The 18746-nt window shown below is 69.4% G+C and carries 16 protein-coding genes; 9 read left to right on the top strand and 7 right to left on the bottom strand.

What is annotated here, in order from left to right:
- Nucleotides 1-87: 87 nt before the first annotated feature.
- Nucleotides 88-924, bottom strand: coding sequence for an EamA family transporter (locus ACFZDL_RS05385; protein ID WP_353592046.1), 837 nt, complete (start codon nt 922-924; stop codon nt 88-90).
- Nucleotides 925-1046: 122 nt separating this feature from the next.
- Between ACFZDL_RS05385 and ACFZDL_RS05390 the strand changes: the two genes are divergently transcribed.
- Nucleotides 1047-1631 carry an XRE family transcriptional regulator gene (locus tag ACFZDL_RS05390; protein WP_353592047.1) on the top strand — a complete coding sequence of 195 codons (585 nt, stop codon included), beginning with the start codon at nt 1047-1049 and terminating at the stop codon, nt 1629-1631.
- Nucleotides 1632-1981: 350 nt separating this feature from the next.
- The gene (locus tag ACFZDL_RS05395; protein ID WP_353592048.1) at nt 1982-2611 is read left to right on the top strand and encodes a flavin reductase family protein; all 630 of its coding nucleotides are present in this window, start codon (nt 1982-1984) and stop codon (nt 2609-2611) included.
- 152 nt (nt 2612-2763) lie between these two features.
- Here ACFZDL_RS05395 and ACFZDL_RS05400 read toward each other — a convergent pair whose 3' ends face one another.
- Both ACFZDL_RS05400 and ACFZDL_RS05405 read right to left on the bottom strand, forming a co-directional pair.
- Nucleotides 2764-2925 carry a hypothetical protein gene (locus tag ACFZDL_RS05400; protein ID WP_353592049.1) on the bottom strand — a complete coding sequence of 54 codons (162 nt, stop codon included), beginning with the start codon at nt 2923-2925 and terminating at the stop codon, nt 2764-2766.
- Nucleotides 2926-3179: 254 nt separating this feature from the next.
- Complete coding sequence (locus tag ACFZDL_RS05405; protein ID WP_353592050.1) at nt 3180-5627, bottom strand: FHA domain-containing protein; 2448 nt, start codon at nt 5625-5627, stop codon at nt 3180-3182.
- A 667-nt stretch (nt 5628-6294) separates the two neighbouring features.
- Here ACFZDL_RS05405 and ACFZDL_RS05410 point away from each other — a divergent pair.
- From ACFZDL_RS05410 to ACFZDL_RS05430, 5 genes are all read left to right on the top strand, one after another.
- Nucleotides 6295-7188 carry an NAD-dependent protein deacetylase gene (locus ACFZDL_RS05410; protein ID WP_353592051.1) on the top strand — a complete coding sequence of 298 codons (894 nt, stop codon included), beginning with the start codon at nt 6295-6297 and terminating at the stop codon, nt 7186-7188.
- A gap of 380 nt (nt 7189-7568) precedes the next feature.
- Complete coding sequence (locus ACFZDL_RS05415) at nt 7569-8510, top strand: ABC transporter ATP-binding protein (protein ID WP_353592052.1); 942 nt, start codon at nt 7569-7571, stop codon at nt 8508-8510.
- Nucleotides 8507-9883, top strand: a complete 1377-nt coding sequence (locus tag ACFZDL_RS05420) for an ABC transporter permease (protein ID WP_353592053.1) — start codon at nt 8507-8509, stop codon at nt 9881-9883. Before ACFZDL_RS05415 ends, ACFZDL_RS05420 begins: the two co-directional genes overlap by 4 nt.
- A gap of 6 nt (nt 9884-9889) precedes the next feature.
- The gene (locus ACFZDL_RS05425) at nt 9890-12640 is read left to right on the top strand and encodes a bifunctional YncE family protein/alkaline phosphatase family protein (protein ID WP_353592054.1); all 2751 of its coding nucleotides are present in this window, start codon (nt 9890-9892) and stop codon (nt 12638-12640) included.
- 168 nt (nt 12641-12808) lie between these two features.
- Nucleotides 12809-13417 carry an SUKH-4 family immunity protein gene (locus ACFZDL_RS05430; protein ID WP_353592055.1) on the top strand — a complete coding sequence of 203 codons (609 nt, stop codon included), beginning with the start codon at nt 12809-12811 and terminating at the stop codon, nt 13415-13417.
- A gap of 113 nt (nt 13418-13530) precedes the next feature.
- Here ACFZDL_RS05430 and ACFZDL_RS05435 read toward each other — a convergent pair whose 3' ends face one another.
- The 3 genes from ACFZDL_RS05435 to ACFZDL_RS05445 form a co-directional block, all read right to left on the bottom strand.
- Nucleotides 13531-15042, bottom strand: coding sequence for a carotenoid oxygenase family protein (locus ACFZDL_RS05435; RefSeq protein WP_353592151.1), 1512 nt, complete (start codon nt 15040-15042; stop codon nt 13531-13533).
- A gap of 573 nt (nt 15043-15615) precedes the next feature.
- On the bottom strand, nt 15616-16044 hold the full coding sequence (locus tag ACFZDL_RS05440) for a DUF4267 domain-containing protein (RefSeq protein ID WP_353592056.1): 429 nt from the start codon (nt 16042-16044) through the stop codon (nt 15616-15618).
- 293 nt (nt 16045-16337) lie between these two features.
- Entirely contained in the window at nt 16338-16688 is a 351-nt protein-coding gene (locus tag ACFZDL_RS05445; RefSeq protein ID WP_353592057.1) for an antibiotic biosynthesis monooxygenase family protein, read from the bottom strand.
- A 251-nt stretch (nt 16689-16939) separates the two neighbouring features.
- Between ACFZDL_RS05445 and ACFZDL_RS05450 the strand changes: the two genes are divergently transcribed.
- Nucleotides 16940-17521, top strand: coding sequence for a TetR family transcriptional regulator (locus ACFZDL_RS05450; RefSeq protein WP_353592058.1), 582 nt, complete (start codon nt 16940-16942; stop codon nt 17519-17521).
- Between the two features lie 71 nt (nt 17522-17592).
- Here ACFZDL_RS05450 and ACFZDL_RS05455 read toward each other — a convergent pair whose 3' ends face one another.
- Entirely contained in the window at nt 17593-18060 is a 468-nt protein-coding gene (locus ACFZDL_RS05455) for a winged helix-turn-helix domain-containing protein (RefSeq protein WP_391190444.1), read from the bottom strand.
- Between ACFZDL_RS05455 and ACFZDL_RS05460 the strand changes: the two genes are divergently transcribed.
- Nucleotides 17968-18690: a glycosyltransferase family 2 protein gene (locus tag ACFZDL_RS05460; protein WP_353592059.1), complete on the top strand. Its 723-nt coding sequence runs from the start codon at nt 17968-17970 to the stop codon at nt 18688-18690. The two genes, ACFZDL_RS05455 and ACFZDL_RS05460, sit on opposite strands and share 93 nt — an antisense overlap.
- Nucleotides 18691-18746: the final 56 nt, after the last annotated feature.

Below are 18746 nucleotides of genomic sequence, written 5' to 3' on the forward strand. Positions count from 1 at the left end.
CTGTGCGTGCGTCGGAGGGGAGGAGGTTCAGGGCTGGATGAACATGCTGGGCTCCTCGTGAAGTGGGGCGCGGGGAACGCGGTGGGGTCAGGGGAGGGCGAGGAGACCGACGGCGACGGCGGCCGTGCCCAGGCCGACGAGCTGGCCGCGGTGGATGCGCTCGGAGAGCACCCCACGGGCGAGCAGGACCGTGCCGGCCGGGTACAGAGCGGTGACGACGGCGACGACGGCGAGGTCGCCGCTGCGGGCGGCGAGCAGGAACAGCAGGTTCGCCACGGCGTCCAGCCCGCCTGCCGCGGCCGACATCGCGTACGCGGGCCGCTCGGTGCCCAGCCTGCGGCGCATCAGACCGAGCGCGGCGAGGGTGATGGCCGAGGAGACGGCGCGGCCCGTGATCAGCGGTGCGACACCGCTGTCGGCGGGCGCCTGGTGCAGGAAGACCAGCTGCAGCGCGATCGCCGCGCCCGCGCCGAAGGCCGACAGCAGCGCCGTACGCGAGGGACGGGCCGACCCCGCGCCGTGGCCGGCGCTGACCAGGACGACCGCGGCCAGTGCGAGCGGCAGGCCCACGAGCCCGGCCAGGCCCAGGTGCTCACCCTGGAGCAGCCCCACGCCCGCGGGCAGCATCGCGGAGACCAGGGCCGTGACGGGTGAGAGCACGTTCATCGGGCCGATCGCCAGAGTGCGGTAGAGCAGGGCGAACGCGGCGGCGGAGGCGACACCGGACGCGGCACCCCACGCGAGAGCGCCGCCGCTGAACGAGGCACCGAGAAACGGCCACAGCGACAACTCGACCGCGAGCGAGGCAGGGGCCGCGATCACCACGGTGCGCAGCACATGCGCCTTGCGGGCTCCGAGGCCGCCGAGGAAGTCGGCGCATCCGTAGGCGAGGGAGCTGCCCAGGGCCAGCAGCAGAGCGATCACGGCACGTACATCCCTTACTATTTCAGTGGAACGACCGAACCGTACAACAGATCGACCGTCGCTTGTCAACCAAACGACCGGACGGTGCAATGGAATGACCCACTGGTGAGGATGGTGATCGGATGGCCGAGACAGAGACAGCCCTGCGCACACTCGCGCGCAACGTGAGGGCGGCCCGCAACCGCGCCGGTCTGTCCCTGGACGAGCTCGGCCAGCGCGCCAAGGTCAGCAAGGGCGCCCTGGTCGGCCTGGAGAAGGCTCAGGGCAACCCGAACTTCGCCACCCTGGTCAGACTGGCCGACACCCTCGGCGTCTCCGTCTCGGCCCTGATGGAAGGCCCGAGCGAGGCCCGTGTCCGCGTCGTGACGGCCGACGCCGTGATGCCGCTGTGGAAGGGAGAGCACGGCAGCGAGGCAAGGCTCATGCTGACGACTTCGGGCCCCGCCCCGGTCGAGGTGTGGCGCTGGCGGTTGGAACCGGGCGAGGAATACCCGAGCCACCCCCACCAGGCCGGCGTGGTGGAAACCGTCAGCGTCACCTCCGGCCGCATGGTCCTCGTCGTCGATGGCAGCGAGCACCCCGTCGAAGCGGGCCAGACCGCCACCTTCGACGGCGACGCCGCTCACACCTACCGCGGCGCCGGCACCGAAGCGTGTCATCTGATCATGACAGTCCATCTGCCGCCCGGCCCCGCCTCCGCGACCTGACCTGCGCGGCACACACGGCTCCACCTCTTCCTGCCGGCCGGCCATGTCCCGGTACGGCTCCTGTCGGTTCCGGAGCTCAGACGGTCCGGGAAGGCTCCAGAGGCGCGACGGTCGGAAGCCCGTGAGGCAAGTGCTTCGATCATCTCGGCGATGCCCGGGCCGGCGATCCGGACACATCGGTTGCGGCCCTTTCGCTCCTCGGCCAGCAGCGCACGTGCGGTCGGCCGGAAGGGCTGCCAGAGCAGCGAGATCCGGCTCTGCGGTGTACACGTCGGTGCTGGTCACAGGTCTATGGTCGGTGGCCGACACTTCGGCACCCGTCGAAAGGTGGTGCGCCTAGCGTTCTCTGCATGACGACTGACACGCATCGAGTGATACGTCCGAACATCCTCTACTTCGGAACCCCGGTGGTCCTGCTCACCACGGAGAATGAGGATGGCACCTTCAACCTCGCTCCCATCTCGTCCGCCTGGGCCCTGGGACACAACGTCGTCCTGGGTCTGGGCGGCGAAAACCAGACGGTGCGCAACCTGACCGCGCGGCCGGACGTGGTGATCAACCTTGCCTCCCCCGATCTGTGGGAGCAGGTCGAGCGCCTGGCGCCGCTGACCGGAGCCAATCCGGTGCCGGAGAGCAAGCGAGCGGTGTACCGGTACGAGTCCGACAAGTTCACCGCCGCCGGGCTGACCCCGCGGCCGTCCGACCTCGTACGGCCGCCCCGCGTCGCCGAATCGCCCCTCCATCTGGAGGCGAGGGCCGTCGCGCTGAACCCGGGCGGAGAGGGCCGATTCTTCTCCGTCGAGTGCGAGGTGGTCCGTGTCCACGCCCACGAGCGGATCGTCGTCCCCGGCACGCACCACGTCGACCCCGGAGCGTGGAGCCCGCTCATTTACAACTTCCGCCACTACCACGGGCTCGCTCCCGAGGTCGGCCACGGCTTCCGCTCAGAGACGGCCAAGGTCTCCGCGCGGATCGGGTGACCTGCCCAAGCGATCCCCTGGGCCTCTCGCAGGGGTTGTCACAAGGCGGTCGCGCGGTCCGGACGGTGGCGGAAGCAGCTCCGAGCGCAGATCCATGCCCCGCATGATGCGGGGCATGGTCGTCGGTGACGTCCAGGGGCACGCGGGTCGGGTCAGGCGGAGTCGGGTGTCCGGCGCAGGACCAAGGAGACGAAACCCCAGGTGTTGCGGTAGACGCGCAGCCATTTGGCGCGCCGGACCGTGGGGTGCTCTGTGGCCCCCGTGGCCGTGGGCCCCTGCGCGGGCAGGAGGCGACTTCGGAAAGGCTCGGCCACTCGATCGAGGTCAGGTCCACACCGGGGAAGCCGCCGATCCTGCAGGAGCTGGTGCCCTTGTTCATCAGCACGATGGTGGCGGTCGTCGCGCCGCCCGCGCTCTCCTCCGGCACCGGAAGCGCGCCCTCACCCGTGGCACTGCCTTCTCGTCGCCGTTGCAGGCCGTCAGCGTCAGGGCGGCGGCCGCGGTCAGGACGGCGACACCCACACCTGTCCGACCGGAGTCGCCATTGACGATGCGGAGATGGCAGCCTTCAGTCCCGCATGACCTCGGGTTCGTGTCGGCGCAGCAGGCGGGCCACCGCGAAGCCGCAGACCAGCCCGATCGCCAGGAGCATACCGAGGTCGATGCCCCACTGGGTGACGGTGTGGGCCCACAGCGGGTCGACATCGTCCGGCTTGTCGAGATTCCAGGGCGGCATGGTGTGCGCGAGGTCGAGCGTGGTCCCGGCGCCGGCGACCGCCCAGCGGGCGGGCATCAGCCAGCCGACCTGTTCGATGCCCGGAGAGTCGAACAGTTTGAAGAGGACCCCGGTGAAGACGACCTGGACGACGGCGAACATCACGAGCAGCGGCATGGTCTTTTCCGCGGTCCTCACCAGCGCGGAGATGACCAGCCCGAACATCATGGTGGTGAAACCCAGCGCGCTGATGACCACGCAGACCTCGACGGCCGTGGGCATGAGCAGTCCCTCGGCGGGCAGTTGACGGACCGAGAAGCCGATCGCGCAGATCACGACACCCTGCATCGCGGTGATCAGACCGAGGACGATCACCTTCGACATCAGATACGCCGACCGGGACAGCCCCGTGGCTCTCTCCCGTTCGTAGATCACCCGTTCTTTGATCAATTCACGTACGGAGTTGGCCGCGCCGGAGAAGCACATTCCGACGACCAGCACCAGCAGAATGGTTCCGGACTCCTGGTTGTAGCGGAAACGGCTGTCGGGCGGTGGCGGGGCGAGTCCGTATGTCGCCGGAACCAGACAGCTCACTCCGCCCAGCACGGCCGGGAGCAGCAGCATCAGCGCCATGAAGCCCTTGTCGGATGCGATGACCGACACATAGCGGCGCATCAACGTCCACAACTGGCCGATCCAGCCCTGTGGTTTGGGCCGCAGAGCTCGCGCGGGCGGCTGCGTCGCGGGGGCGTCCGGCTGCTGCGGCGGGACGGTCGAGTCGATCTCCGCGGCGCACCGGTCGTACTGCCGGGAAGCCCGCCAGCGCCCGCCCCAGTCGTCGTCGCGATGGTCCTCGAAGGCGGAGAAGACATCGGCCCAGCTGTCGTGACCGAAGAAGTCCAGGGCCTCGCCCGGGGGACCGAAGTACGCCACGGAGCCACCGGGCGCCATGACCAACACCCGGTCGCACAGGGACAGTTCGGCGACCGAGTGCGTCACCACCAGCACGGTGCGGCCATCGTCGGCGAGCTCCCGCAGCAGCTTCATGACATTACGGTCCAGGCCCGGGTCCAGACCGGAGGTGGGCTCGTCGAGGAAGAGCAGGGAGGGCTTGGTCAGCAGTTCCAGGGCAACGGACACCCGTTTGCGCTGACCGCCGGAGAGCGAGGAGACCTTCTTGCCCCGGTGAACGTCGAGTCTGAGCTCCTGGAGCACCTCGTCGATACGGGCCTTGCGCTCGGCCGCCTTGGTGTCGCCGGGAAAGCGGAGCCTGGCGGCGTACTTCAGAGCGACGTCGACGGTCAGCTCCTTGTGCAGGATGTCATCCTGCGGGACGAGGCCGATACGGTGGCGCAACTCGGCGAAGTGGGCGTAGAGATCGCGGTGGTCGTAGAACACCCGACCACGGTCCGCGGGCCGGTAGCCGGTGAGTGCGCGCAGAAGGGTGGACTTCCCGGAGCCCGACGGCCCGATCACCGCGACCAGCGACTTCTCGGGGACGCCGAAGGAGACGTCGTCCAGGATGGTCTTCCCGCGCCCGACGGTCACTGTCAGGTTGCGGGCGGTGAAGGAGACCTCACCGGTGTCGACGAACTCCTCCAGCCGGTCTCCGGCGAGACGGAAGGTGGAGTGGCCGACACCGACGATGTCGTACGGGCCGATGAGCCGGCGGTCCACGGGCTGCCCATTGACATAGGTGCCGTTGTGACTGCCGAGGTCGACGATTTCGAAGCGGCCACCGGGCAGGGGCCGGAACTCCGCGTGATAGCGGGAGACATACGGTCCCTCCACCACGAGTTCGTTGTCCTGCGCGCGACCGATACGCAGCCGTTGCCCCAGGACGAGCGGGTAGACGCCCGAGGGGTCCCGGTCGATGGAAAGGGCCGCGGCGGCTCCATCCGACGTGTCCCGATCCGTGGCACCCTGGGCCTCGGGACGGGCCTCGCCCCGGGGCAGCCCGGCGCGTATCCGAACGTCAGCACGCACCTGATCGTCATTCTCCGCCGCGGAGGCCTCGGTGAAGTCCAGCCGCATGCCGGTGGAGACGTCTCCCAGCCGGACGATCGAACCGTGGCCGATCTCGATCCGATGAATACGGCGCCCTTCGGCGAACGTGCCGTTCGCGCTGCCGAGATCCTCGATGACCCATGTCCCGCCGTCGCAACGGATCATGAGGTGCTGCCGGGAGACTCGGCGGTCGATGCACGAGATGTCGGCCTGCTGGTCGCGCCCGATGGTGTAGCTCCGGGATGCGTCCAGCGTCCAGGTGCGTCCGCTGGCATGCAGTACAAGGTCCGGCATGTCTGCCCCAAGTCGATCGTGTGCGCCGAGGCCGTCTGTACGAGGACAGACGACGGCTCGGACGGTTCCTGCGGTTCCGGCGTGCGCCCGGACGTCCCGGGTGCGGATGAGCGTCATACGGTTCGCGGCGCGAGGTGGCGAACCACCAGCCGATTCCCCGGGAACTGGCTGTGCGTTTCCCGACGAACGCAACGGGCTGCGCGCGGACCATCGATGAGATCGTCGGCGAGGCGGTCGAAGTGTTCGTCGGGCATCACGGTGGTGTGTCCTTGTGGAGTCGGGGTCGGGGTCGGGGCCGGAGTCGGAGTTGGTCAGCCGGTGTGCGGCCCGAACCGGAGCACATCGGCGCGTACGATCATGGCCGGTGTGGAAGAGGGCACGGGACATCCGGAGGTTGCGCGTCACGGCACGGATCCGGGAATCCGGACCGCGCACCGCACCGCCGACAGTGCGGTGAACCGGGTCGTCGGGGCCGTTGGCGGGGCGCGTCAGTCAGGCGCCACCCGGTCCGCCGAGTCGATCCCGTCCGGGACCCCGACACCCCAGGCAAACGGCGCTGGGCCCGGCCTCGGCGACCTTCCCGCCCCATGCGCCGGGCCGGTGAACGCCCGGATGGTGCCATCGGCGGCGGAAGCGGGGGTGGCAGCCTCTTCCGTACTCTGGCGGCATGCGCATGCGTCCCACGTTGAGCTGGACCCCTACCGAGGACCTGCCACCGGGCAGCACGGATCTGGAACCGGTCGCCAAAGCGCTGAGCACCGGTGGTGTGCTGGTACTCAGCGGGGCGGGCATCTCCACGGAGTCGGGCATCCCCGACTACCGGGGCGAGGGCGGGAGCCTGAGCCGGCACACCCCGATGACCTACCAGGACTTCATGGCCGACGCCCAGGCCCGGCGCCGATACTGGGCTCGCAGCCACCTCGGCTGGCGCACCTTCGGCCGCGCCCGCCCCAACGCCGGGCACCGGGCCGTGGCCGCGTTCGCTCGGCATGGCCTGCTCTCGGGTCTGATCACCCAGAACGTCGACGGCCTTCACCAGGCCGCCGGCAACGAAGGCGTCGTGGAACTCCACGGAAGCCTGGACCGGGTCGTCTGCCTTTCCTGCGGCGCCCTCGGCCCGCGCCGCGAGCTCGCCCGGCGGCTGGAGGAGGCCAATGAGGGCTTCGAGCCGGTGGCCGCCGGGATCAACCCGGACGGTGACGCCGACCTCACCGACGAGCAGGTCGGGGACTTCCGCGTGGTGCCCTGTACGGTCTGCGGCGGCATTCTCAAACCGGACGTGGTGTTCTTTGGCGAAGCCGTTCCGCCGCAGCGGGTCGAGCACTGCCGGAAGCTGGTCCGCGAGGCGACCTCACTGCTGGTCCTTGGCTCATCACTGACGGTGATGTCCGGGCTCCGGTTCGTCCGCCAGGCCGCCCAGGCCGGGAAGCCGGTGCTGATCGTCAACCTGGACCCGACCCGGGGCGACCGGCACGCCGCCACCCGGGTCGCGCTCCCGCTGGGAACGGCCCTCACCGCCGTGGCCGGCCGACTGGGCATCGCACAGTCGGCACAGGCCTGACGCGGAGCAGGCGTGAGGGAGCCGGGGGCGGGGGCCATCCCTCTTGTTGCGCCGATCGCCCGCCGCGAACAACGCCGAGCGAGTAAATCCACGGCACCCCATGGACGCCGAACCTCGCAGGGGCTACGAGGGCGCAGCCCAATTCTGCTCCGCGCCCAGTTGCCATTCACCGCGGCATTCACCATTGCAACTCATTCATGAAAGCATCCAGCTTTACCCAAGCAATGGCAAAGATGCAGGTCAAAACGCGGGCTGCGCCCGCTCACCGGTGACGTCGAGAATGCCAAGTCGCTTCATGTTCTACATACATTCAACTCTCCATTCCCATGAGCGGCATGATCAATCCATAGGGTCCTTGAGGCATTTGAAGGAAGGGACCCATGGAAGAACTCCGCGCAATCCGGGCTCGCGGTATCACGAAGAGCTTCGGCGATGTCGTCGCCCTGGACGGCATCGATCTCGATGTGACGCAGGGTCAGATCCACGGCTTGGTCGGACCGAACGGCGCCGGAAAGACGACGTTGCTCGGCCTCCTGCTGGGGCTCGCGGTGGCCGACGGCGGTCGCCTGGAGGTCCTGGGTACACCGGTCGAGCGGGCACTCGACGCTCCCGACGGTGTCGCCGGCTTCGTGGACGGCCCCGCTCTCTACCCCTCGCTCACCCCACGGCAGAACCTCGCCGCACTGGCCGCGCTCCGCGGCCACGACGCGCGCACCGCGGGGATCGACGACGTACTCGCCGAGGTCGGTCTCACCGACGTCGCCGACGACCGTACCCGCGGCTTCTCCCTCGGCATGCGCCAGCGGCTCGGACTCGCAGCCGCGCTGCTGACCAAGCCCCGGCTGCTCGTGCTCGACGAGCCGTCCAACGGCCTCGACCCGGCGGGCAAGAAGCATGTGCACGGTGTCCTGGGCCGGCTCGCGGCCGACGGGACCGCCGTCGTGCTCTCCAGCCACAACATGGACGACCTGGAGGCGCTGTGCTCCGAGGTGACCATCCTGGCCGCCGGACGCGTGGTCTTCTCCGGACCGCTGAGCGAGCTGGCCACCGAGAACCGTGAACTCGACTACCGGCTGATCACCTCCGACCCGCAGGCCGCGCGCCGGCTGGCGGACGACGCGCCGGGGATCCAGGTCGTCGACGACGCCGGGATGCGGCAGGACGCCGAACTGCTCGTCGTACGCGCCCTGGTGCCCGCCCTCGACCAATTCGTGGTGCGGCTCGTGGAGAAGGGCGTCACGCCGCGCGAGCTCACGCCTGTCGTGTCGCCGCTCGAAGCCGCGTTTCTGACCCTCACCGAGCAGCAGGAGGCGGGCAGATGATTGCGACCCTCACCCGCAGCCGGGAACAGGAACAGGAACAGGTGACCGGAGGCCGTCGCGTCCCCGTCACCCGCGCCTGTCGCTTCGAGTTCGTCAAGCTCGTCTCCCAGTGGCGAATCCGCCTGCTGGTCCTCGCCTGCTGGATCGCTCCCGCCCTCTTCGTCGCCGGGGTGAGCCGGCAGAGCACGCTTCCCGTCGACACCCTCTTCGGGCGCTGGATGCTCGCCTCCGGGTGGGCCGGGCCGCTGGTGGTGCTCGGTTTCGCGGGGACCTGGGCGCTCCCGCTGCTGACCTCGGTCGTGGCCGGTGACGTGTTCGCCTCCGAGGACCGGCTCGGCACCTGGCGCCATCTGCTCGTGGCGGTCCGCTCCCCCCGGCGGATCTTCGTGGCGAAGGCGGTGGCCAGTCTCACCGTCCTGCTGCTGCTCGTGGCCGGGCTCGCGGTCTCCGGCACCGTCGGCGGCCTCCTCGTGGTCGGCAACCAGCCGCTGGTGGGGCTCGACGGCCACCTCCTGGCACCGTCGGACGCCGCCGTATCGGTCCTGCTCTCCTGGGTCTGCGCCCTCGCTCCGACCCTGGCGCTCGCCGCACTCGGCCTCCTCGGGTCGGTCACGCTGGGACGGTCCCCGATGGGGCTGCTGGTGCCCGTGCTCGTCTCGCTCGCGATGGCGGTCGCCCAGATGCTGCCGCTTCCGGTGGCGGTGCGCGTCGCCCTGCCGAGCTACGCCTTCATCTCCTGGAACGGCCTGTTCACCAGCCCCCAGCAACTCGGCCCGCTGCTGATCGGCATCGTTGTCAGCCTCGTGTGGGCCGTGGTCGCGACGGCGCTGGCGTATGTGCTCTTCGTACGGCGCGACTTCACCAACCTGACCCACGACGGTTCGGGCCGCCGCGCGATCACCGTCGGTGTCCTGCCGCTCGCCGGGGTGGCCGCCGCGTCGTTCGCGGTCGTCGCCGCGGCGACCTCGGCGACGGGCTCCGGGATCGAGCAGGACAAGGTGCAGCGGTCGCTCGCCACGGCGTTCGCGCACCTGTACCGGATGCAGACCGACCAGCTCAACCGGCCCGCCGTCACCGAGGCCCAGTTGAAGGCCACGGCCTCGTGCAACAAGGGAAGCACCAGGGTCGCGGCACAAGGGGCGGGCAACGACTGGCGCTGCGTCGTGACCTGGCACCTTCCCGGCGTCGAGGCCACAGGGCAGGCCATCTACCAACTCGACGTCACTCCGGACGGGCGGTTCATGGCCGATGGCGATGGACCGAAGGAAGTGAACGGCTACTTCCTGGTGCGCACCCCCGACGGGGACGCACCGAACCCGCTGTGGCAGTTCGACGGCAACGTCGAACTGCTCGACACCACCCCGAAGGGATAACACCCCATGCAGGTCACTCGCCGCCGCAAGCTCGTCGAGGAAGCTCGGATCAACCTCATCGGCAGACGCATCGGCCGCCGGATGCCGCTGTTGACGGCGGGCACCACCGCTGTCGCCCTCGTGGCCACCGGCACGGCGCTCGCGCAGACCCACCAGTTCGGCACGGACCAGGTCGGCCAGGTCACCGAGAATGGCCAGGTCGTCTCCAGCAACCAGTACATCGCCCCGTACGGCGACCGTCTTGTCATCAACCAGGGCAAGATCATGTCGTCCTCGGTCAGCCCGGACGGCACGCACATGGCCGCCTCCGTCACCGACGGTGGCGCGGCCCTGGCCATCGTGGACCTGAAGAACTGGAAGACGCAGCAGCTCGTCAGCAGCGCCGCGTCGTCGAACCCCCGCATCAGCAGCAACAACGTGGGCCAGGAAGGCCCGACGTACTCGCCCGACGGCAAGCAGCTGTGGCTGGGCCAGCCGGACGGCTACACCGTGTTCACCGTGAACGCGGACGGCAGCGTCTCAAGCCCGAGGACCGTCAGCATCCCGGCGCAGGGGTCCAAGCACGCCCTGGTGGCCGCGGCGGTGTTCTCGGCCGACGGCAAGACCGTGTACTCCGCGGTCAACGGCCAGAACCGGGTCGTCGCCATCGACGCCGCGACCGGGACCATCAAGCAGAGCTGGAACGTGGGCAACGCCCCGCGCGGCATGGTCGTCGTCGGCAACAAGCTGTACGTGAGCAACGAGGGCGGTCGTCCGGCCAAGCCCGGCGAGCCCACGATCAACTCGTACGGCACGCAGGTACTCGCCGACCAGAAGACCGCCGCCACCACCAGCGGCACGGTCAGCGTCATCGACCTGGGGAACCAGGACGCCGCGGTCGCCGGCATCGAGGTCGGTCTGCACCCGACCGCCGTGTACGCCAAGAACGGCGTGGTGTTCGTCACCAACACTGCCGACAACAACGTGTCGGTCATCGACACGGCGAAGGACAAGGTCGTCCAGACCATCTCCACCCAGCCGTGGGCCAGGGCCCAGGTGGGCTACGAGCCCGACGCGGTGACCCTCACCGACGACGGTCATCTGCTGGTGACCCTGGGCCGCGCCAACGCCGTCGCCGTCTACAAGTACACCTCCGCTCAGGAGCCGGTCTCCTACGTCGGCCTGCTCCCCACGGACTACTTCCCCTCGGAGATCACCACCTCCGGCAACCAGGTGTACGTCTCCAACACCCGTGGCATCGACGCCCGCCGCAAGGCCACCGGCGGTCACGGCACCCACGACACGACATCGAGCGTGCAGAAGTTCACGCTGCCCGACGACAGCGTGATCAAGTCCTACACCGGCAAGGTCTTCAAGCAGAACGGCTGGATGGGCGAGTCGCTCAAGAAGTCCGACGGCTCCCCGGCCAAGCCGGTGCCGGTCCCGGTCAAGCTCGGCGACCCCTCGACGATCAAGCACGTCTTCCTGCTCGTCAAGGAGAACCGGACCTACGACCAGGTCTTCGGCGACATTCCGCAGGGCAACGGCGACCCGTCGCTGACCGAGTTCGGTGAGAACGTCACGCCGAACCAGCACGCCCTGGCCAAGCAGTTCGGCCTGTACGACAACACGTACGACATCGGCACCAACTCCGCCGAGGGCCACAACTGGCTGATGCAGGCCGACGACCCGGAGTACACCGAGTCCTCGGCCGGTGAGTACGCCCGCAGCTATGACACCGAGGACGACGCCCTCGGCCACCAGAAGACCGGCTTCATCTGGACCGGTGCGCAGGCGGCCGGCAAGTCCGTCCGGAACTTCGGTGAGTTCCAGCAGTTCCTGACCAAGCCGTCGGGCGCCAGCTGGCAGAACCTGTACTGCGACAGCAAGAACATGGCGGCGACCGGTCAGGACACCGCCTACCCGCTGAACTCGACCTCGCCGATCCCGTCGCTCAACGACGTGTCGGTGCACGGCTTCCCGAAGTTCGACACCAGCGTCCCGGACATCTACCGGGCACAGATCTGGAAGAAGGACTTCGAGAAGAACGGACCGGCGAACCTGAACATGTTCTGGCTCTCCAGCGACCACACCGGTGGCCCGGTGAGCGCCGCCTCCCAGGTCGCGGACAACGACCTCGCCGTGGGCCAGATCGTCGACGAGATCTCGCACAGCAAGTACTGGAAGGACTCGGCGATCTTCGTCGTCGAGGACGACTCCCAGGCGGGTCTCGACCACGTCGACGGCCACCGTGCCCCGGTCCAGATCATCAGCCCCTGGGCCAAGCACTCCACGGTGGACAGCCACTACTACTCCCAGATCACGATGGTGCGGACCATCGAGCAGATCCTCGGGATCCAGCCGATGAACCAGAAGGACACCGCGGCCACCCCAATGGCCTCGGCGTTCACCCAGAGCCCGGACTACACGCCGTTCAAGGTGCTGCCCAACCGGACCTCGCTGACCGCCGGTGTGAAGACCCCGCCGTCCTGTGGTCTGGACACCCCCGCGGCGCAGGACCTGAAGGCAGCGGCCGTGCCGTCGCCCTCGGTGCCGGCGGACATGAAGGATGTCGCCGCCCAGTGGGACCAGTGGAAGCCGAAGCAGCGGCTGACCGGTCCAGGCGCCGTTCCGGACTACGCTCCCCCCGCCCAGATGAACCATCTCACCTGGTACGAGACCCACAACTGGGCGAAGCCGTACCCGGGTGAGAAGAAGATCTACGCTCCGCAGGACGTGCCGGGCGCCTTCATCCCTTCGTCCGAGAACGACGGCTGACGACATTCACAGCTGGGCCCCTGACCGGCGATGGTGCCGACCAGGGGCCCACCTGGGGTTACGTTGCTCGCCGGAAGCGCCTCGATCCGCGATGCTGTTGTTGTCACCGCTTCCATCCACTGAAAGTCCCACGGCGCTTGTTCCGCCGTCGAGTTCGGAGTTCTGGCAGTGCTTTTCGACGTCACCCGCAGCGAACTCGCCGACATCTTCGGCGAGGACCGGATCGCGACCCTGCCCGCCACCGCCTTCCCGCCCTCCACCGCGGGCACCGAGGGCGCCCGCCTCCTGCAGACCGTCGGCGTCCCCACCGGGACGCTCTGGCTGCGTGAGCCCGACGAGGACGACGGCCTGCTGCCCCTCGTCCAGGACGTCGTCGACGCCGAGGACTTCGAGGACACCTCCAAGGACGCGGGCGAATGGCCCGTCATCGGCTGGCTGCTCAACGCCCACCTCGCCCTCGACCCCGTATCCGGCAAGGTGCACGCCTTCGACCCCGACGAGGCGACCGCGCAGGAACTCCACACGGACGTCTCCTCCCTCGTCCAGGTCACCCTCCGGCTCCAGCGCCTGCTCGAGGAGTTCACCTTCAGCGGCGACGAGGAAGCCGACTTCGGGCGCCTGGAGGGCGAGGTCGAGCGCATCCGTCAGGAGACGAGCAGCATTGACCCGCTCCCCTTCCAGGACGACGAGACCGTCTGGTCGGTGGTCGGCGAGGAGATCGCCATGGGCCAGCGCTTCAAGGGCAACAGCCCGGGAGCCCGCTCGCTCTACGGGTGATCGCCGGCCGATGTCGCCCACCAACCACGCGGTGCGCGCGGTGCGCGGAACGCCGTACGTGGGCGGGCCCCGGGCGGCATCGAGGCGTGCCTGGGGCCTGGAGTGGCGCGTGGCTAGGCATCCGCGATCCAGCTGCCGTGGAGTCCCAGCGGTACCCGGCCCGGCAGGTGAACACGGGCCAGCGGGTGGCCGCCGAAGTCCTGGGCGGAGAGGATCACCAGGTCAGTCGCCCCGCGGTCGGGGTCGTTCACATACGACAGGACGTAGCCGTCGTCCTCGTCCCGCGCGCCGCGCCGTGGGACGAACACCGGCTCGCTGACCGCCGCGCCCCCCGGGAAGCGGTGAAGCTGCCTGCTGCTCCGCAGCATGTCGTGCTTGACCAGGTAGTTGGTGAACTTCTCGTCCGGCGGCACCCCGTCGACGGTCTCGTACGCACGCCACATCTCAGCCGCGCTGGCGGTGTAGGCGTAGCGGTGCCGACGCGAGACCAGGGACTCGTTGATGCGGGGGAACTCCTGCGGACGGTCGTCCAGCCGGCTGCTGCGGACGCGGCCGGCGCGCAGGTCGATCGTCAAGCGGTCGAGGGTCGGGGCACCGGTCGCGGAAGGTCCGCCCATGCCGCGCCCGGCGGCGTAGAACGGCGCGGGGAACCCTGTGTACTCCACCACGACCGAATCACCCTGGTCGTAGGCGTTGAGGGTGTGCGAGTAGTACACCGGGGCGATCTCGAACCAGCGCGTGGTGCGGCCGGTGCGCGGCAACAGCCCGATGCGCATGGGATGCCTGTCGTTCCACACGTACGGCACGATCGCGCCCGCTTCCGCCGCGGCGGCGTCAAAGGTGATCGGCACGTCCACGATCACCACGTACTTCTCGGTGAGCGCGAAGTCATGCATCATCGGCGCGTCCGCGACGGGAATCCGTGTGGTCCGCGCTACCTGGCCGGTCCGGTCGATCATGATGTGCCGCACATGGTCCCATGTGGGGTAGTACGCGATCGCGTGCAACTCGTCGGCCGCCGAGTCGTACTTGGTGTGGGCGGTGAACGCGCCGCCCAGCGTGGAGCGGAAGTCGTACGGGCGCACGGTGTTGAGTTCGCCGTCCAGCTCGTACGGCAGCGGACCGCCTTCCTGCATCGCGAGGATGCGGCCCTTGTACGGGATCACGTGCGTGTTGCACGCGAAGTCGTCCGGTGGTGCCTGGCCCGGGTAGGTCTCCCCCAGCTTGGCCGTCACCTGCGAGGACCGCACCCAGCGGTTGCGGTACCACTCCGCACGCCCGCCGCGCAGCCGGACCCCGTGCACCATTCCGTCGCCGAGCATCCAGTGGTGGGCGCGGACGTCCTCAAGGCCCAGCGCGTTCGGGCCGTTGCGCAGGTAGCGGCCGTCCAGGTCACGCGGGATGCGGCCGGTCACCTTGAGGTCAAAGGCCGTCAACTCCTCGGTGGCCGGTTCGAAGGCCCCTTCCAGGAACGGGGTCGCCCCGGTCGCGCCGCTCTTCCCGGCCATGGGGCTCGCCTGAGCCGCAGCCGTGAGGAAGCCGGGCCCGAGGCCGCTGCCCACCGCGCCGCCCACTGCCGCGACCGCGGCACCCTTGAGAATTCTCCGCCGCGCGTGACTGGCCATCATGGGTCCCCGTTCCGTTGTCGACGTCCGGCTCCGTCGGCCGGCGCTCCTGGTGACGGGATCAACCCTCCTCCGCGGTGGCCCGTGAAGCAGTTGGCCCAAGCCCCGAATCGGGGGTGATGCTGGCACCACCCCCGTGGCTGGGATGTCGTGGCAAGCGGCTGGAGCCAGCTCTTCCGAACGCATGACTGTGCCGTCGCCCATGCCCATCCCCCGGCCCGGCCCGCTCGGGTCGTACATCCCGGGCAGGGGTCCGGCGAGCATTTCGAGGACCAGGCCGTGGGCGGTGAGGTGGTCGGCGAGTGCGGTGAGTTCGGCGGCGTCGCGGCCCAGGCGCTTCATCTCGTAGACGGTGAGGATGACCCGGCAGTGCGGGGCGTGGTCGCGCGAGCGGCAGGGCGAGCCGGGCTCGGCCCGGCAGCGCGGACAAGGGTGCCGCTCGACGTCGTCCGCGTCGCTTTGATCTCGCTCGGGCTGGAAGAAGATCGTTTGCCTGACCCTTCTCGGCGGTCGCTGACGGATCAGGGGTGGCCCTGCCATGTGGCCGGGCCACCCCTTGGGGGCATGCAGCTGTCAGGCGGGCTGTGCGGCGGGCGCCGGGGCGATGGCCTTGTGAGCCTTACTGGTCTCCCGGAGGGTCAGCAGGCCGGTGATCGCGATCAGCGCCGAGGTCAGGCCGTGGATGCCGAACGCGGCGGCGAGGGGGCCGTGGTGGGCCAAGACGTTGATCATGTCGCCGAACGGGGCGACGGCCTCCATCAGCAGGACCCAGCCCAGGGCGCGGCGGTGGCCCGTCAGCAGGAGGATGCCGATGACCAGGCCCATCGAGAATTCGCGAGTGCCCTTCATGATGAGGAAGCCGTCGCCGTTGCCGGCGGCCCAGGTCGGCAGGCCAACGCCTTGAGTGGACGCCTCCGGGGCCAGGATGAAGGACAACCCGAGGTAGAGGACGAACAGGGCGCAGACGGTGGCCAGGACGGTGTTGACGTTCTTCAGCGACATGGTTCTTCTCCTTTGACGTTCAGCCTGGGGTGGGGCAGGGGTTCAGCGGCGGATGCGGCGGGCATAGCGGGGGCGGTTGATGACGGGGCAGATGACGCGGGCCGGCGCGAGTGGGGGGCAAGATCGCCTCACTCGGTCTCTGACCGCGCAGGCCTGCCGGTTCGTCTTCGCCGATGCCGGTTTTGCCGCGATCTTCGGGCTCGGCCTTGGCGACCCGGCATGGTGCATGGATGTGTGACTGCCGGGGGGAGGGCAGGGCTTCTCCGCTGCCCTCCCCGGCTGCAGTTGCCGTGTCATACGTTGATCTGCTCGAAGATGTGCGGGTACGACACGATGTCGTCGGGGAACTCGGCGGCCATGCGCTGGAACTCAGGGCTGCCGAGCGCCGTGGCGAGAGCCTCGGTCGACTCCCAGACCGCGACGTTCATCAGAAGCTGGCTGTCCGCCGTTCCCTTGTGCATCTGCAGGGAGATGAATCCCGGCTGAGCCTTCATGAACTCCGCCTGCCTCCGAAAGAGGGCCAGGAACGCTTCAGTCCTCTCCTTTGGGACGACGAAGGTGTTGGCCAGGACGATGGGTCCGGTCTTCTCCTTGAACTGCGCGACCATCGGCGTATTCGGGTCCAGGCTCTGCAGCTTGGCCATCTTCGGTACTTCCTCTCGCTGTCGGTTGCCCCACGGCACTGAGGGCGGCCACCGCCGTAGTGGATCCGGCGACGCTCACGACGCTCGCTGCCTGTGGCACGAGGAGATCTGGCGGGCGCTCAAGGGGTATCGCCGGTGACACCGGGGCTTCAGCGACTGCGGCCTTGCCAACGCTTGTTGGTCAACGCTTGTTGGCAAACGTAGGGCCGCAGCTCTGGACTGTCAACACCTGTTGGCCTACGCTTGTTGGCATGACCGGCACCACGGAGAACCCGCAGGCCGCACGGCGTTCCGACGCCACCCGCGCCACGATCCTCGCCGCGGCCCGCGAGCGGTTCGCGGCGGACGGCTACGAGAAAGCCACCATCCGGGCCATCGCGCGCGACGCGAAGATCGACCCGTCCATGGTGATGCGCTACTACGGCAACAAGGCGGGCCTGTTCGCGGCGGCCGTCGCGATCGACCCCGGGCTGCCCGGCCTGTCCCTCGAACCGCGCGAGGAGATCGGCCGCACGCTCGTGCACCACTTCCTCACCCTGTGGGAGGAGAACGAGGAGCTCACCGCGCTGATGCGGGTCGGCGCCACCGACCCGGCCGCCGCCGATCGCATGCAGAGCGTGCTGCGCGAGCAGATGATCCCGCTGGCCCGCCGGCTGGGCCACGAGCCGGAGCAGGCGCAGGCGCGGGCCGCACTGTGCGTCTCGACCATGCTGGGGCTCGCGCTGACGCGCTACGTGCTGCGGTTCCCGGCGAGCGTGGCGCTCAGCCGCGAGGAGATCGTGGACTGGCTCGGACCCACGATCCAGCGGTACCTCACCGCACCCACGCCCTGAAGAACGCGTCCAGGCACCCACCGCGACCTCGGTCACGGCGGGACGGGCATCCGCCCCGGAAGCTGCGATGCTCATCGATCACGACCCGATACGCGCCCTAACGCCGCGTCATTCGCCGGTGCCCTCGCAAGTCGGCGGACATGGACGGTGACGGTCGACAGGTCGCCGAAGTCCCGGCCCCACACCTCGCGCATCAGGTCCTCCCGGCTGTACGCGCGGTTAGGGTGCTGGAGGAAGAAGGCGACCCAGGATCCGGTCGCCCTCGTCACCGCGCGCGGCGACGAGGACGACCGGTATGGGCAAGGGCGGCCCGCTCGTACGGCTGTTGCATGCGGCCGGCCTCGCACCGCATCCCCGCTGACGCCGCCTCCCGCTGCCGACGTCCGTGTTTCGTAAGGAACCGAAGTCCGGAACGCACCTTTCGCGCTCGTAGGGTGAGAGCCGTGATGACCTCTCCCACACCCACGGACGTCGATGTGGTCCTGCCCTGCCTGAACGAGGCCGACGCCCTCCCCTGGGTGCTCGCCCGCATCCCGCACGGCTGGCGCGCGCTCGTCGTCGACAACGGATCGACCGACGGCTCGGCGGAGCTGGCCCGCGAGCTGGGCGCGTTGGTCGTCCACGAGCCGCGCCGTGGTTTCGGCGCCGCCTGCCACGCGGGGCTGACCGCCGCCACCGCCGACGTGGTGTGCTTCTGCGACTGCGACGCGTCCCTCGACCCCTCGCTGTTGTTGCCGTTCGTGCGCGAGGTGCGCGCAGGTGCCGCAGATCTGGTACTCGGCCGACGCCGCCCGCAGGGCCGGGGCGCATGGCCGGCACACGCCCGCGTCGGCAACCTCGCGCTCGCCCGCATGCTGCGCCGCCGCACCGGACTGCGCCTGCACGACCTCGGCCCGCTGCGCGCGGCCCGCCGCCAGGCGCTGCTGGGCCTCGGCCTCACGGACCGGCGCAGTGGCTATCCGCTGGAGATGGTCGTGCGGGCCGCCGACGCGGGCTGGCGGATCACCGAGCACGACGTCCCGTACCTGCCGCGCACCGGCGCCTCCAAGGTGACGGGCACCTGGCGCGGCACGTGGCAGACGGTGCGCGACATGCGCCGGGTGCTGGCAGAACCGACCACATCATCGCCGAGGCACGCCTCGCCCGGCTCCTCAACCGCCTGCTCCTGACCGGCTGGTGAGGGCAGACCCGGCCACTCGCGGTACGCCGGGACGGTAAAAAGGGC

It is taken from the genome of Streptomyces sp. NPDC007917 (assembly GCF_042959105.1).
Lineage (GTDB): Bacteria > Actinomycetota > Actinomycetes > Streptomycetales > Streptomycetaceae > Streptomyces.

Coding starts and splice junctions, on each gene's coding strand:
- ACFZDL_RS05390 (WP_353592047.1), top strand. CDS start 1,047: ATGGCCGAGACAGAGACAGCCCTGCGCACACTCGCGCGCAACGTGAGG.
- ACFZDL_RS05395 (WP_353592048.1), top strand. CDS start 1,982: ATGACGACTGACACGCATCGAGTGATACGTCCGAACATCCTCTACTTC.
- ACFZDL_RS05405 (WP_353592050.1), bottom strand. CDS start 5,627: ATGCCGGACCTTGTACTGCATGCCAGCGGACGCACCTGGACGCTGGAC.
- ACFZDL_RS05410 (WP_353592051.1), top strand. CDS start 6,295: ATGCGCATGCGTCCCACGTTGAGCTGGACCCCTACCGAGGACCTGCCA.
- ACFZDL_RS05415 (WP_353592052.1), top strand. CDS start 7,569: ATGGAAGAACTCCGCGCAATCCGGGCTCGCGGTATCACGAAGAGCTTC.
- ACFZDL_RS05420 (WP_353592053.1), top strand. CDS start 8,507: ATGATTGCGACCCTCACCCGCAGCCGGGAACAGGAACAGGAACAGGTG.
- ACFZDL_RS05425 (WP_353592054.1), top strand. CDS start 9,890: ATGCAGGTCACTCGCCGCCGCAAGCTCGTCGAGGAAGCTCGGATCAAC.
- ACFZDL_RS05435 (WP_353592151.1), bottom strand. CDS start 15,042: ATGGCCAGTCACGCGCGGCGGAGAATTCTCAAGGGTGCCGCGGTCGCG.
- ACFZDL_RS05440 (WP_353592056.1), bottom strand. CDS start 16,044: ATGTCGCTGAAGAACGTCAACACCGTCCTGGCCACCGTCTGCGCCCTG.
- ACFZDL_RS05445 (WP_353592057.1), bottom strand. CDS start 16,688: ATGGCCAAGCTGCAGAGCCTGGACCCGAATACGCCGATGGTCGCGCAG.
- ACFZDL_RS05450 (WP_353592058.1), top strand. CDS start 16,940: ATGACCGGCACCACGGAGAACCCGCAGGCCGCACGGCGTTCCGACGCC.
- ACFZDL_RS05460 (WP_353592059.1), top strand. CDS start 17,968: ATGACCTCTCCCACACCCACGGACGTCGATGTGGTCCTGCCCTGCCTG.